The sequence below is a fragment of the Lacrimispora sinapis genome (assembly GCF_043633585.1).
Taxonomy (GTDB): domain Bacteria; phylum Bacillota; class Clostridia; order Lachnospirales; family Lachnospiraceae; genus Lacrimispora; species Lacrimispora sinapis.
This window is the reverse complement of sequence record NZ_CP141832.1, coordinates 1,163,773-1,178,493: the sequence shown is the minus strand read 5'-3', so window position 1 is coordinate 1,178,493 and position 14,721 is coordinate 1,163,773. Positions and strand designations below refer to the sequence as shown.

Sequence of the window (14,721 nt, the reverse complement as noted above, 5' to 3'; positions counted from 1 at the left end):
TCCCGCTTGACTTTATTTTATCCTATTCCGTAGTTTTTTTAATTATTCCCTTTACTTTCCGAACGTATTTTCGGTATAATAAAAAAACGAAAGGAGAATATCATGGAACCTCAACGACTGATTTTTCATATTGATGTAAATTCTGCATTTTTAAGCTGGGAATCTGTCTACCGTCTGGAAAAAGACCCAAAAGCGCTGGATCTAAGAACCATCCCATCGGCGGTAGGGGGAGATGCCGCCTCAAGACACGGAATTGTTTTAGCCAAATCCACTCCGGCCAAAAAGTTCGGAATAACCACCGGCGAGCCCATTGTCCAGGCCTTAAAAAAATGCCCCGGGCTAACCGTAGTACCAGCCAATTTTCAAATTTACACAGAAAAATCCCGGCAGTTAATGGCAATTTTATCCGATTACACCCCTGATATTGAAAAGTTCAGCATTGATGAAGCTTTTCTTGATATGACCTCCACCATCCATCTTTTCGGTCCTCCCTTAACGGTGGCAAACCAGATCCGGGAAAGGGTCTTATCAGAGCTTGGTTTTACGGTAAACGTGGGCCTTGCTCCCAACAAGCTGCTGGCAAAAATGGCCTCCGATTTTAAAAAGCCCAATCTATGCCACACCTTATTCGCCGATGAGATAGCAAAAAAAATGTGGCCGCTTCCCATCGGAGAACTGTTTTTTGTAGGCCATTCCGCCAAAAACAAGATGAAAAGCATTGGCATCCATACCATCGGAGACTTAGCCGCCTGTGACGTAAATTACTTAAAACATCTCCTGGGCGAGAAATATGCCCTCCTCATCCACGATTATGCCTGCGGCATCGACAACTCCCCGGTAGGTGAACGGGACCCCATATACAAAGGATACGGAAACAGCACCACCCTCTCCCGGGACATTGATGACTATGATGCTGCCCGCCAGGTCCTGCTTTCCCTATGTGAAACCGTAGGCGCAAGGCTTCGCCACGACCATGTTCTCTGCGACTGCGTATGCGTGGAAATCAAAGACTGGGATTTTCACAGCCAGTCTCACCAGACGACCTTAAACAACCCTACCGATTCCACCGCTATCATTTACGAACATGCCTGCAAACTTCTAAAAGAATTCTGGGACGGGACGCCTTTGCGGCTCATTGGTGTGCGGGCCACAAAGATCACCGAAGACGGGTACAGCCAGCTAAGCCTGTTTGAATCGGAACAGTCGCGGAAGATGAAGGAGATGGAAAAGGCTGTGGACCATATACGGAACAAATTTGGGATGGATAGTGTGATGAGGGCGAGTTTTTTGAAGGAGGATAAGATTGTGGAGCATGTGACAGGGAAGGGGAAGCATTTGTGAGATTTTTTTGTTGGGGGAGGTTGTGAGAAAGAAGGGGGAGGGGGAGTTGGGGAGGGCGGGGTTTCGGCAGATGAACTTCTAAGGCCGGAAGGGCACAAAAAATATGGGACCGGAAAACTCCGCCCGAATTTCTGAAAGAAATTCGCGCTCCGGGTTTCCTTACAGGTTGGCTTTGAAGCCAACCTGCACCCATATTTTTTGCACCCTTCCGACCTAAGAAGTTCCATATCTGCCTGCAAACCACCCTCCCCAACTCCCCCTCCCCCTTCTTTCCGGCTAGCTTTATAAAAAACTTAGAAAGGCATGGAGAAGAAAAGAAAAAGCAAAAGCTGTATGATTCATGTACTATTGACTAATGTCTTTAGTCTTTAATCTTTAGTCTTTAGTCTTTATGTTTTTACGTCTTTATGTTTTTACGTCTTTAGCTTTTCTCCCCCGCCAACACGCTCAGCGGAAATGGAACGACACAACCCAGCTGAAAATGAGGGAAGGGTTCCGGTTACAGCGAATTTTGCAGGACGTCGATAGGCGTTAGGGAGATGGTACGGGAAAATGAGGGTAAAAAACGGACACACAAAGTCCGTTTTTTAGACGCCCTGAATCGAGTTTTCATAAAGAAAACTCGATGAATGGTGTCGGTGCCCTCATTTTTCCGTGCCATCTCCCTTACACCTATCCCGTCCGAAACATGAGCGTAACCGGAACCCTTCCCTCATTTTCCCCAGCAACTCCCCTTTCCATTTCCTCACATCACATCCCCCCAATCGACTTAAACCCTTCCCCATAAACTTCATTAGAATCCGTTATAATCAGGAATGCCTCTTCATCCACCTGATGAATGGCCCGTCTAATTGGTACAACCTGGCTGTTGTTGCATGCGCACAGAACGATATTCTTTTCAGCCAGGGAATAGGACCCCTGGCCTTTTATAAAGGTACAGCCTCGTCCGGTGGCTTCTTCAATTTGATGAGCCACTTCTTTTTCATGGGAGGTCACGACAAAGACCAGTTTTCCGGCACCCAGTCCGTACATGATTTTATCAATTACCATGGTTGTTACGAGAGAGGATATTAAACCCAGAATAACTGCATCTACGTTGCGGAAAACCAGTCCGCCGGCTAAAATGACAATGGCGTCGATGACCAGGGATATCTGTCCGATGGTGAAATGAGGGAATATCTTGCGGATTGCCATGACCAGGAAATCGGTTCCCCCGGTAGAGCAGTTTCTTAAATAGACGATGGTCAAGCCTAATCCGGAGAATATTCCCGTACATGCCGACGCGTACAGAGGGTTTCCATGGTAAACGGGAAACAGGGGTACCACATAATCGAGTACAAGAGCAAAAATCAACATACTTTTCATAGAGCGAAGCAAAAAACGCTTTCCTAAAAGCTTATAGCTTACTAAAATGATAGGAATGTTTAAGACGATGGACATAATTCCCATGGGAATTCCGAAAAGAAAGCGAAGGATTAAGGCAATACCTGATACTCCTACAGGTGCAAACTCCGCATTTACCGCAAAGTTATAAATTCCAATATTGAATAATAATGCTCCCACCAGATCAAATAGCAGATCCATTCCCAATTCTTTCGGCGGGTATTCCTGTCTGATTGCTTTCATACGTATACGGCCTCCATTTTCTGATTTTCCTATCAGAGAAAATAATCTTCAATTACAAATTCTTTTTTGCCGATTTTTAAGGTCTTTATCAGAACCGTTTCTTCTCCTTCATCTTCGGAACAGATTCCTGTCACTTCAATCGGTGTCCTTCCATAGGATTCCTTTAAAGTCACTTCTTTATCCATAATTCCTTGATCGGCCAAAGCTTCTGACAGATCCAATAAAACTTCTTCTACATCTTCTTCTATCCGATTTTTTTCAAATTCTTTTTCTATTGATTCATAAATATCCTGATTAAACATGATTTATGTCCTCCTTTATTTTCTACTAGCTAATTATAACCTTTCGTTTTTTCTTGTCAATCCCATAACGCCATGATAGAATCCCTTTATGAAAATGACAATGACTTACCGCATAACACAACCACAGATAGAAATGACCGTGGAACAATATCTTTTCGATCAGGGATATTCCCGGGGGCTGATCCGGCATTTGAGAAATACGGAAAATGGGCTGACCATTGACGGGAAACTGGTTTATACCACACATCGGCTGGAGTGTGGAGAGACTCTTACGGTTCTTTTAAATGAGGAGGAAAGCTCAAAGCATATTGTTGCCACTCCTATGCCGCTTCATATCGTTTATGAGGATGAACATCTGTTAGTTGTGAACAAGGAAGCCGGTGTTCCGATTCATCCATCACAGGGAAATTTTGACCATACTCTGGCCAATGGAGTTGCCCATTATTTCAAAGAAAAAGGAGAAAGTTTTGTTTACCGGGCCATTAACCGGCTGGACCGGGATACGACCGGACTATTGATCCTGGCTAAAAATCCTTTAAGCGCATGCATCCTTTCCGACATGGTGAAACGGAGGGAGATCCACCGCAGATACCTGGCCGTCGTCTGCGGGAAACTGCCGGAAAAAGGGACCATTGACATGCCGATCAAGAGAGTGGAGGGCTCCACCATTGAACGGTGTGTGGATGGAAATGGGGAGGAAGCCCGTACTCACTATAAACGGCTTTATTATGACCCTGTTACCGGACATTCTCTTGCCGGGCTTTGCCTGGAGACCGGGCGCACCCATCAGATCCGGGTTCATTTAAAATTCCTTGGATTTCCTCTGCCTGGAGATTTTCTTTATCATCCGGATTACCGGTATATTAAAAGGCAGGCACTTCATTCTTTCCGCCTTGATTTTCTTCACCCCATAAAAAAGGTGCCTCTTTCCTTTGAGGCACCCCTACCAAATGATATGCAGTTCATCGGAATCACATCCACCGAAGGCCTTTGGGATAGTGATTTTTAAAAATTCCGCCCGACAATTTGGCAAAGCCAATGGAAAAACCGTCCGTGTTCATTAAGACCCAGCCTTTTTTTGAAAGCTGGGAACGGGGAGAGGCTTCTTCAGAGAGTGTCTCTCCTTTTAAGTATTTGACCATTTCCACTCCATCAGCTGGAAAATCAGCCCATTGCTTTACTTCTTCCTTTTTCAGGAAAAGTGCCAGAGCATGGGAAGGTTCAAACCGGTTCTTTTTTATGGTACCTATGTGAAGGCCGGGGCGGACGATTTTCATGCCTTTGAAATCTATCATTTCCGGCGGGATTAAGTAAAGCTGTTCCCCGAAAAGAATGTACTCTTTCCGCGTTAGATATTGGTCTGGCTCAACCAAAAATTCTTTCAGGAATCCTTCCGCCTCTTTTCTTACGGACGGGTCCGTACAGTAGGAAGGATCGGTGCGCTTTAACGGGCCGTCACAGGTTCCTTCTTTTTTTAATACTGCAAGGTAATGTCCCTCTCCGTCTGATTGATGGGGCCATATCCGATAGGTCCCGCTTAGATCGCTGCGCCCGGTTTTGCTCCATTCCGGGCGTCCGTTGGAAAGCCCCTGGCGTTCTCCCATATCCAGAATGGAAAATTCAGGATTTGCAAGTAAAAATGCTTCTATCACCTGTTCATTCTCTTCCGGAGAAAATGTACAGGTGGAGTAGACCATGGTTCCTCCAGGCTTTAACATAGCCGCTGCATTTGACAGGATCTCTTCCTGCCGTCTGGCGCAGATAGCAACGTGTTCGGGGGACCACTGGAGCCTTGCTGCCTCATCCTTTCGGAACATGCCTTCCCCGGAACAGGGTGCATCCACCACGATCCGGTCAAAAAACAAGGGAAAGCGTGCTGATAAACGGCCGGAATCTTCATTAGTCACCACCCCATTGCCGATTCCAAAGCGTTCCACATTCTGAGAGAGGATTTTCGCCCTGGCAGGATGAATCTCATTGCTTACCAGAAAGCCCTTTCCTTCCATTCTGCCCGCGATGTGGGTGGTCTTTCCTCCCGGTGCCGCACATAAGTCAAGAATCCGCTCTCCAGGTTGGGGATCTAACAGCTCTACCACCGCCATGGCACTTGGCTCCTGAATGTAATACAGACCGGCTTCATGGTAAGGATGCTTTCCCGGACGATCTCCTGCGTGATAGTAATATCCTTCTCTGACCCATGGAATTTTTTTAAGTTCAAAGGGGCACATCCGGTCAAATTCTTCTTCTGAAACCTTTAATGGGTTTCTTCTAAGCCCCTGAACCCGCTCTTTTTCATAGCTGCTTATAAAAGAATCATATTCATCTCCTAAAAGATGTTTCATTTTTTCGCTGAATGCATCCGGTAATTGAATCATTGTTTTTCCTCTGACTTTAAATTTTTTATAAAATATCAAATTCTACTGTTATTTTCCCAGGATATTGACAGAATAGTAAGAGATAATCTTTGGGAGGTGTAGCATGCTCTTAATAACCATTACCGCTTACATTATCATCCCCCTCTATACCATCCTCTTTGCCTGGGGGACTGATTGGTTTGCATTGAATTTTTCCGTACTGGGGAATATATCCAGCCGGAAAAACTTATTCCTCATTTGGGGTATTATTGTAGGGACTTACTTTTATTATGTTCTGAAGCAGATCATATACAGCCTGCCCCGGAACGAAAAAGAAAAGGCTATCAGTATCTTTGCCCTTTTGTTCCTGGCCATGGGGGTATTGACTCCTTATCTCCCCGATTCCCAGCCTCTTCAATCAGTTCTGCATGTGGTGTTATCCTTTATGTCATCAATTTCTCTTCTTATCTGCCTTTATATGATCATCTGGAAACTGTACTGCATGAATCATATTGCTTATGGTCCATACCTGCTGGGCCTTGTGGGAATAACTTTGTTATCCGCTCTGCTCTTTCTTTTCACAGGCATTGTAAGCACCGCACTGGAAATATTCTTTGTCCTCTCCTGTGCCATTCTGCTGCAAAAACTCTACGGCAAATTATACGCCTACAGACTTATATTCCGATAGCATTAGATTCTATATAATCCAAAACCGGGACCTGCCCTTAAAAGGGCCTGCCCCGGCTCTCAACTGCTTATTCCTCGTCTTCGCCTACCAGCTCATCATATTCTGCTTCATCCAGTAATTGATCAAAGGCATCTGCAACGATTTCATATTCATCATCATCTTCGATATTCTCAAGATCCGGTTGTCCGTCCTCTTTCTCAGAATAACGATACAGATAAACCTCGCCTTCTTCTGCCTCAGGGCCATCCATGGGAAGCAGGGCAATATAGTCCCTTTCGCCTGCCGTGAAAATGGTAAGTACCACACATTCCAGCTCTGATCCGTCATCAAGGGTCAGTGTAACTGTCATCTCCTCCTGGGGTTCCATCTCATCGCGCTCTAAATTAGGATCCTGTGCCATCCTGATACCTCTCTTTTTAAATTAATCTAGTTGTCATGGCGTACTTTGTATGCCTTTCTCCACTCTATCAAACAATTCGTCAAAAATCAAGGGATTTCGCGTTCAATATTCAATTCCCCGTCTTGCAGCAATTCCCCGGTCGTAGGGGTGCTTGATTTTTTTTATTTCAGACACGTAATCTGCCATTTCCATCAGCTTATCCGAAGGATTTCTTCCTGTGAGAACGACTTCAAGTCCTTCTGGCCGGCTGGTTAAAAAATCAAGGACAACTTTTTCCTCCACCAAACCATAATTGCATACCGCCATGATTTCATCCATTACAAGAAGATCATACGCTCCCTCAACCGCCTTTTGCAAGGTGGTTTCAAGCAATTCTGAATAATAGACCTTTGCCTCTGCTTTTTGAGCTTCCGACATTTTTGTAAAAAAACCGAAGCTCCGTTCACAGGGAGTGACCGTAATTCCAGGCAATGCCTGTAATGCCTTCACCTCTCCCGAATGATCGGTTTTTAAAAAACGGGTAATAAGGACGTTCTTTCCGCTTCCGCAGGCACGCACTGACAATCCAACGGCCGCAGTCGTTTTTCCCTTTCCATCTCCACAGTAAATGTGTATGCAGGATTTCATAATCATCTCTCCCTCCTGTTAATCCCGTTCCAGATACTCCCGGACGAAACGGGAGACCTCCTGTTTTTTGCTGTACCGCTCACGGACATAATTGACATGAAGACGTTCTTTGGCTCTTGTCATGGCAACATAAAACATCCGCCGTTCCTCCTCTATATCCGCAGGCAGGACTGCCTTGTGGTGGGGCGTTACCCCCTCATTGGCATCTAAAATATATACGATCCGGTATTCCAGACCCTTGGAGCTGTGCATGGTCATAAGGGCAACTCCGTCGGTGCTGCGTTCCTTTGCCTGTACCTGGGCCTTCAGTTCTTCCCCATACTCCTTCATATGACGAAACCACTCATCAAAGGTGGGATAGTTTGCCGCACTTTCCTTTAACTGATCCAATATCTCTAACAGATCCTCCGGCTTCATCCGGCGGTACTGTGCATATTCCCGGATGTAATCATCATAGCCCACTGCTTTTCTGATATAATTTACGGCGGCAACCGGTGCCATATTCCGAATCATTTTAAGATCATATTCCAGCTGTTCGATTCTTTCCACCATAAATCCTTTATCCTGATAAAAGGACTTCACAGACTCCCAGCTGACCGTGGTTCCATCAAGCGCATCCCGGCTCACATAACGGTTGGGACGGTTTAAGAACTGGAATACGTTCCCTCTGCTTAAATCCCCCATGGCCCCTTTGATATAGGCGGTGATATTTTTACAGATCCAGTGGTCATATAAGTTGGGAACCGAATCTTTCATGGAAAATGGGATGTTGTATTCCATCAGCTTTTCAATGAGCATTCTGGGGCCAAGGTTGGTGCGGTAAAGAACTGCCATGTCTTTCCAGGCAAATCCGGCCTTTTTATAATCCATGATCTCCTGTACGATCTCCATGGTCTCTTCTTTCGGATCCTGCCACATTCTGGTGATCACCGGTTTTCCGGTTCCCTTTTTGGTTACGATATTTTTCGGAAACCGCATCTCATTATGAACGATCAGTCTTCCGGCTGTCTCTACAATTTCCCTGGTGCTTCTGAAATTAATGTTCAGCAGTACTTTTTTTGCATCCTTATAATCCTTTTCAAATCCCAGCATGATTTCAGGTCTGGCTCCCCGGAACCGGTAAATGGACTGATCGTCATCTCCTACAATAAATAAATTATTTTCCGGTGCCGCCAGCATCCGAACGATCTCATACTGCACCCGGTTGATATCCTGGAACTCATCAATAAGGATATACTGATATTTTTTCTGCCATGCCTGCAAAATATCCTTTCTCTGCGTAAATAATTCATAACACATTACAAGCATATCATCAAAATCAATCAGTCCTGCCCGCCGAAGCCTGTCTTCATAACCGCAATAAAGCTGCTTGAACAGTTCTTCCGAACAGTTTTTGGAGTAATAATGATTAAGCCCGATCATTTCCCCTTTCACAGAACTGATTTCTGACAAAATGGAACTGACAAAATCCGCTTCATCCTCCACTTCCATCTTACACTGGTCCATTTCTTCCTTAATATATTGAATCCTCTGTTCCTCTCTCACAATGCTACGGGCATCGTACCGGTAGGCAAATTTTAAAATACGGAAAAATATGGCATGGAACGTCCCAAAGCTGACGGATGCTGCTTTCCCTTCCATCAGCTTTTCAAAACGGTCCTTCATCTCCGATGCCGCCGCTTTTGTAAATGTGATGACCAGAATATTGGATGGATTTACGCCATAATGTTCGATCAGATAACAAATTCGGTGAGTGATGGTAAATGTTTTTCCTGATCCCGGTCCTGCCAGAACCAGCATAGGGCCTTTTTGGTGAAGGATGGCCTCTTTCTGCGCTCCTTCGTATGTAAATTCCTTCATTCCTTCCTCCATTGTGCACAAGAAAAGCAGAGACCCGGTCACTGCCGGAGCCTCTGCTTTTCTCTTTCTTTCTCTTATAAAGCCCCATTGCTCAAAAGATGGATTCCCTTTCTGATTCGATTTAAGGATTCTTCTTTTCCCAGGACTTCCATGATCTCCGTTGCGCCGGCAGGAGTCATCTGCTTGCCGGATACCGCCGTACGGATCGGCCACATCACAAAGCCGGTCTTACACTCTTTCTCTGCCACATATTTGGACAGAGTACTATAAAGTGCATCATTGCTGTAATCCTCCTGTGCTTCCAGAATGGGAAGGATATCCTGCAGTAAAGAAAGAGCCGTCTCGCTGTTTGTCTTCATCTTTTTATTGGTATACATGGAAATATCATATTCCGGCAGCGTCTCAAAGAAATCAACCTGGTCCGCAATATCCGGGAAAATTTCGATTCTCGTCTTTACCATAGCTGCGATCTTCTTTAAATCCAGATCCTTCTTAATCACTGCCTTTAAATAAGGCTCAGCCAATTGATAGAATTTATCAAAATCCATGGATTTCATATATTCACTGTTCATCCACCGAAGCTTTGCCATATCAAAGACAGCCGGAGATTTGCTTAAGTTATGGTAATTAAACTCTCTTATCAGATCCTGAAGAGAGAATATCTCCTGATTGCTCTCCGGAGACCAGCCAAGCAAAGCCACATAATTAACGACCGCTTCCGAGATAAAGCCCTGCTCGATCAGATCCTCATAGGAGGCATGTCCGCTTCTCTTGCTCAGCTTCTTATGCTCCTCATTGGTGATGAGAGGACAATGGACATAGACCGGCACCTCCCAGCCAAAGGCTTCATAAAGGCGGTTATATTTAGGGGAAGAGGATAAATACTCATTGCCTCTTACCACATGGGTGATCCCCATCAAATGATCATCCACAACGTTTGCAAAATTATAGGTAGGATATCCGTCGGATTTTATCAGTACCATATCATCCAGTTCTGAGTTATCTACGGAAATAGTGCCGTAAATCTCATCATGGAACGTGGTTGTTCCTTCGGTTGGGTTATTCTGGCGGATGACATAAGGGATACCTGCTGCCAGATTTGCTTCTATTTCTTCTTTTGAAAGATGGAGACAGTGCTTGTCATAAGTCATGATTTCCTGTCCATCTACGGTCTTTTTTAACGATTCCAGTCTTTCCTGGCTGCAGAAGCAGTAATATGCTTCTCCTTTTTCGATCAGCTTTTTCGCATAATCCAAATAGATACCGGAGGCCTGGCGCTCACTTTGGACATATGGTCCCACACCGCCATCCTTATCAGGACCTTCGTCATGGATCAAACCTGTCTCTGCCAGGGTTCTGTAAATAATCTCGACAGCGCCTTCCACGTAACGCTCCTGATCTGTATCTTCAATGCGGAGAAGAAAATCACCGCCTTCATGTTTAGCTATCAGGTACGCGTACATTGCGGTTCTCAAATTCCCTACATGCATGCGGCCTGTAGGACTCGGTGCGTATCTTGTTCTTATTTTACTCATTGTGAACACACTCCTATATCTTCTTTCTTATGATGGGCTGATAAAAAGTACCAGCCATGCGGCAAAATCCCAAAGCCGCATAGCCCATTATATACCGAACCACTTAAAAAAACAATGATTTGGGGAAATTATCTTACGATTACATGCCAGGTCCTGCGGACTGGACACCATCTTCAAAATCTCCGGGGCTAAAGCCCGGCTCTGCCCCCACTCCCGAATCAATATCACCGGGGAATACTGCAGGTGCAGTCTCCGAAGGCTTTGTCATTCCCGGACCGATCTCCTGAGGCTTGGTGGAATCCTCTTTCTCCGGAAGGGAGGATACATAGCTGACCGCCTCATCAAGCTGCGGTTTCAGACTGTCATAATACTGGGTTCCGTTCAACTGGGCAAGCAGGGACTGAGCGGTGTTTACCTTTTCCGCTGTCGTGCTGTCCCGGTATTTCAGACCGTTAAGCTCTCCAATCAGTGACTGGAGAGAGGCAGCTGCCTGTTCCACAGCCTGCTGTGCAGCCACAGAATCTTCCAGATTTTTCTGGGACTGGGATTCCAGCTTTTTCCGTTCTTCCTCTTCCCTCCATTTTACCGCATCGGCTTTTGCCGCGGCCTCTGCCACGGAAGAAAACAGATCTTTGACTCCGGTTTCACTGGTGGTCTTCTCTCCTCTGGAATCCACATTGGACAGATAGACCGTGGACGGCATATCCCAGTCTAAGGGCGGAAGGTCTTTATTGATGTTCTTCATAAAATCATGCCAGATTCTTCCCGAATAGGTCTTTCCATATACCCCTGGCATTGCCTTCGGTGTATCATATCCTACCCAAATGGCGGTGGTATAATACTTGGTATACCCGCAGAACCAGGTATCCTTACTGCTGTTGGTCGTACCGGTCTTGCCTGCAGCCGGAACGGAAAGGCCAAGGCCGTAACCGGTACCGTAAGGTTTCTCCAGCGTTCCTTTTAACACATCCGTAATCATATAAGCGGTATCTTCGGTAAAGATCCTTTCATCGGCCTGGCTTTCATTATAGATTTCTCCGTCATACTGGCTTTTAATACTGGTGATGCAGGACCGGTTGCTGTACATTCCCTTATTAGCCAAAACAGAATATCCTTTTGCCATGTCAATCACACGGGCACCTTCTGTAAAACCTCCGATGCTCATACTGAAATTGCCGTTATCCATGTAGCTCAATCCGGTAAAATGCATTTTCCCCAGATATCCGATTCCCTTATCCACCCCGATATCTGCAAGCACCTGCCATGCCACCGTATTTAAGCTTCGGTTCAATGCCTCTCTGACGGAAACAGCACCATAATACTTTCCTCCGCTGTTTTTAGGTCCTTTATCAAATAAGTGGTCATTCATCAGCCTGGAAGGATAATAAAATCCAGTTTCAAAGGCGGGCGCATAGTCAATCAATGGCTTAATGGTGGAACCTGGCTGGCGTTTGCTCAAAAAGCCTCTGTTGTATTCATCATCAGTTCCCCGGCCTCCTACGATGGCGACCACGTAGCCGGTCCGGTTATCAATGCAGACAGCGGCTCCCTGCAATGCGAATTTTCCATTTTTCTGAACGTCTTTAAAACCTTTCAAACGCTCATCAATGGTGCTCTGCAGAGAATTCTGTATGTCGGAATCAAGGCTTGTATGTATTTCAAATCCACCGTTCCTTATCATATCACTTTTGGACTGGTAAATTTCCTGATACTGCTCTTTGTATGCATCATATGCAGCTTTGTTTGCAAACACATATTTAAATACAAAACCATCGTTCTTCATCAGCTCTAACGTGGCTGCATGAATGGCATAACTGGTCTGGTAATTCTCTTTTGTGCCAGGCTCATAAATCTTTGCAACGGTTAAGGGCTGGGCCAATGCATAATCTCTTTCTTCTTCCGTGATCATCTTGTTTTTTGCCATATTGTTGATGATCTGGTCTCTTTTTTTCTGAGAAGTCTCAGGATGGGCCACCGGATCATACTTGGAAGGATTGTTGCTGATGCCGGCCAGTGTCGCCGCTTCCCATATGGTTAAATCCTTGGCATCTTTGTCGAAATAATAGCGGCTGGCCTCCGATACGCCGTAACAGCGGTTGGCATAAAAATTGGTGTTGCAGTAAAATTCTAAAATCTCTGACTTTGTATACTTTTTCTCCATCTGAGGGGCCGCAAAAAATTCGGTCAGCTTTCTCTGAAAGGTCCGTTCCTGCGTCAGATAGGTATTCTTAATTACCTGCTGGGTAATGGTACTGCCGCCCTGGGTAATGGTCCCCTTGTTCTTAATATATACCAGACCTGCACGAAGCAGGCCTTGATAATCAATGCCATGGTGCTTATAGAATCTTCTGTCCTCCTGTGCCACATAAGCTTTCTGGAGATTTTCACTGATCTCCGAAATAGGAACATACTCATAATGGCCGGAATTGATGGTTCCGATTAAATTCCCGGAAGAATCAAAGATTCTCGTATCCGTAGGCTGGGAAAAGTCGGTCTTGCTTGTCTTACTCATAATGGAATCGGCCTTTTCTTTACAGGCCAGGATCTCATCCTGATATTTTAAAAATACGGCACCGCCGGCCAGGCACCCTAAAACCATAACCGCCAGAAACACGAAAAGAATGATTTTTATGGGCTTAAAAAATACAGACCACATACTTTTCTTCTTCTTTTTTCGTTTCTCCATTTCGATGTGCCTCCTTCTTATTCTTTGCATATGACAAAAACGGGAAGTCTCTTAACTAAGACTTCCCGTTTGTTTTTCAAAGCTGATGACGGGAATCGGACCCGTGACCTCCTCACTACCAATGAGGTGCGCTACCATCTGTGCCACATCAGCTTATGAATGGTTCCTCGCTTGAACCTCGTATATCATAGCATGGGAAAATCTGTTTGTCAACATTTTTTTAAATTATTTACTAAAATGTACACAATAGCAAAAACTTCAAAATTCTGCCTGCTGAACCGCCGGTAACTTTGGCCTGATTGGAAGCTTTTTTATAAAATACCTTCAAAGCTTTCCTTTAGGGTCTGGCAGGAACTGTTAAACCGGTTCGCCTCTTCTTCTGTCAGAGTTAATGGAAGCACACGCTGAATTCCGTTTTGGTTTACGATACATGGAACTCCTGCATATACATCGGTCTGTCCATACTCTCCCTTTAACATGGCCGATACGGTAAAGACGCTGTTTTCATCTCCGAAAATAGCTCTGGTGATTCTGGTAAGAGACATACCGATCCCATAATAAGTGGCTTGCTTGGCTTCTATGATTTTGTATGCAGCTGTACGTACCTCTTCTTCAATCCGCTTTAATTCCTGCCGGCTCACCATATCCTCTTCTCCTCCGGTTCCGCAAAGGGATAGGATGGGCTTTGTCGCAATCATTGCCTGGCTCCATGGCACAAACTCACTGTCCCCGTGCTCTCCGATTACATAAGCATGGACATTTCGCGGATCCACCCGTAGAGATTCCCCAAGCAGATACCGAAGTCTTGCCGTATCTAAAGTGGTCCCGCTTCCAATTACCCTCTTTGGATTGAAACCGGATATCTCATAAGTAATTCTTGTCATAATGTCCACAGGATTGGTTGCCACCAGGAACAATCCATTAAATCCTGACTCTGTGATAGGCTGGACAATGGAACGGAATACGGATGCATTGCGTTTCAATAAATCAAGCCTTGTTTCTCCAGGCTTCTGAGCCACTCCGGCGCAGATCACTACGATATCCGCATCCGTACAGTCTTTGTACTCCCCGGCATAGATCTTCATGTGGGAACCGGAAAAAGCCAGTCCATGATTTAAATCCATGGCCTCCCCTTCCGCCCTCTTCCGGTTAATATCAATTAAAACAAGTTCATCACAAACGCCCTGATTCAACATGGAATAGGCATAACTCATTCCCACCATACCGGTACCGACCAATGCAACTTTTCTTTTATCTGTTCTCATAATCAATCACACTCCTGTCATTAATATAGTTATTTTA

Annotated in this window: 12 protein-coding genes and 1 tRNA gene; 3 read left to right on the top strand and 10 right to left on the bottom strand. The window is 45.2% G+C overall.

What is annotated here, in order from left to right:
• The first annotated feature begins 102 nt into the window (after window positions 1–102).
• Entirely contained in the window at window positions 103–1,341 is a 1,239-nt protein-coding gene (locus VIG27_RS05435; RefSeq protein WP_394525869.1) for a DNA polymerase Y family protein, read from the top strand.
• 750 nt (window positions 1,342–2,091) lie between these two features.
• Here the strand turns inward: VIG27_RS05435 and VIG27_RS05430 are convergent.
• Together VIG27_RS05430 and VIG27_RS05425 are read right to left on the bottom strand one after the other, a co-directional pair.
• A complete protein-coding gene (locus tag VIG27_RS05430; RefSeq protein WP_394525868.1) occupies window positions 2,092–2,967 on the bottom strand; it encodes a YitT family protein in 876 nt (291 codons plus the stop codon).
• 32 nt (window positions 2,968–2,999) lie between these two features.
• Window positions 3,000–3,269, bottom strand: a complete 270-nt coding sequence (locus VIG27_RS05425) for a U-box domain-containing protein 56 (RefSeq protein WP_394525867.1) — start codon at window positions 3,267–3,269, stop codon at window positions 3,000–3,002.
• Between the two features lie 88 nt (window positions 3,270–3,357).
• On the opposite strand from VIG27_RS05425, the gene VIG27_RS05420 reads away from it, so the two are divergent.
• Entirely contained in the window at window positions 3,358–4,278 is a 921-nt protein-coding gene (locus VIG27_RS05420; protein ID WP_394525866.1) for an RluA family pseudouridine synthase, read from the top strand.
• Here VIG27_RS05420 and VIG27_RS05415 read toward each other — a convergent pair.
• Window positions 4,241–5,644 carry an RsmB/NOP family class I SAM-dependent RNA methyltransferase gene (locus tag VIG27_RS05415; protein ID WP_394525865.1) on the bottom strand — a complete coding sequence of 468 codons (1,404 nt, stop codon included), beginning with the start codon at window positions 5,642–5,644 and terminating at the stop codon, window positions 4,241–4,243. The two genes, VIG27_RS05420 and VIG27_RS05415, sit on opposite strands and share 38 nt — an antisense overlap.
• A gap of 103 nt (window positions 5,645–5,747) precedes the next feature.
• Between VIG27_RS05415 and VIG27_RS05410 the strand changes: the two genes are divergently transcribed.
• Window positions 5,748–6,311: a hypothetical protein gene (locus VIG27_RS05410; RefSeq protein ID WP_394525864.1), complete on the top strand. Its 564-nt coding sequence runs from the start codon at window positions 5,748–5,750 to the stop codon at window positions 6,309–6,311.
• Window positions 6,312–6,378: 67 nt separating this feature from the next.
• On the opposite strand, the gene VIG27_RS05405 is transcribed toward VIG27_RS05410, so the two are convergent.
• The 7 genes from VIG27_RS05405 to VIG27_RS05375 form a co-directional block, all read right to left on the bottom strand.
• Window positions 6,379–6,711: a DUF1292 domain-containing protein gene (locus tag VIG27_RS05405; protein WP_394525863.1), complete on the bottom strand. Its 333-nt coding sequence runs from the start codon at window positions 6,709–6,711 to the stop codon at window positions 6,379–6,381.
• A gap of 102 nt (window positions 6,712–6,813) precedes the next feature.
• Window positions 6,814–7,338: a cob(I)yrinic acid a,c-diamide adenosyltransferase gene (locus VIG27_RS05400; protein WP_394525862.1), complete on the bottom strand. Its 525-nt coding sequence runs from the start codon at window positions 7,336–7,338 to the stop codon at window positions 6,814–6,816.
• A gap of 18 nt (window positions 7,339–7,356) precedes the next feature.
• A complete protein-coding gene (locus VIG27_RS05395) occupies window positions 7,357–9,198 on the bottom strand; it encodes an ATP-dependent helicase (protein WP_394525861.1) in 1,842 nt (613 codons plus the stop codon).
• Between the two features lie 74 nt (window positions 9,199–9,272).
• Window positions 9,273–10,733: a glutamate--tRNA ligase gene (gltX, locus tag VIG27_RS05390; RefSeq protein WP_394525860.1), complete on the bottom strand. Its 1,461-nt coding sequence runs from the start codon at window positions 10,731–10,733 to the stop codon at window positions 9,273–9,275.
• Window positions 10,734–10,872: 139 nt separating this feature from the next.
• Window positions 10,873–13,419 (bottom strand): transglycosylase domain-containing protein, encoded by a 2,547-nt coding sequence (locus tag VIG27_RS05385; protein WP_394525859.1) that lies wholly within the window; start codon window positions 13,417–13,419, stop codon window positions 10,873–10,875.
• Between the two features lie 80 nt (window positions 13,420–13,499).
• Window positions 13,500–13,572: transfer RNA gene (locus VIG27_RS05380), tRNA-Thr, on the bottom strand.
• Window positions 13,573–13,730: 158 nt separating this feature from the next.
• Complete coding sequence (locus VIG27_RS05375) at window positions 13,731–14,684, bottom strand: L-lactate dehydrogenase (RefSeq protein WP_394525858.1); 954 nt, start codon at window positions 14,682–14,684, stop codon at window positions 13,731–13,733.
• Window positions 14,685–14,721: the final 37 nt, after the last annotated feature.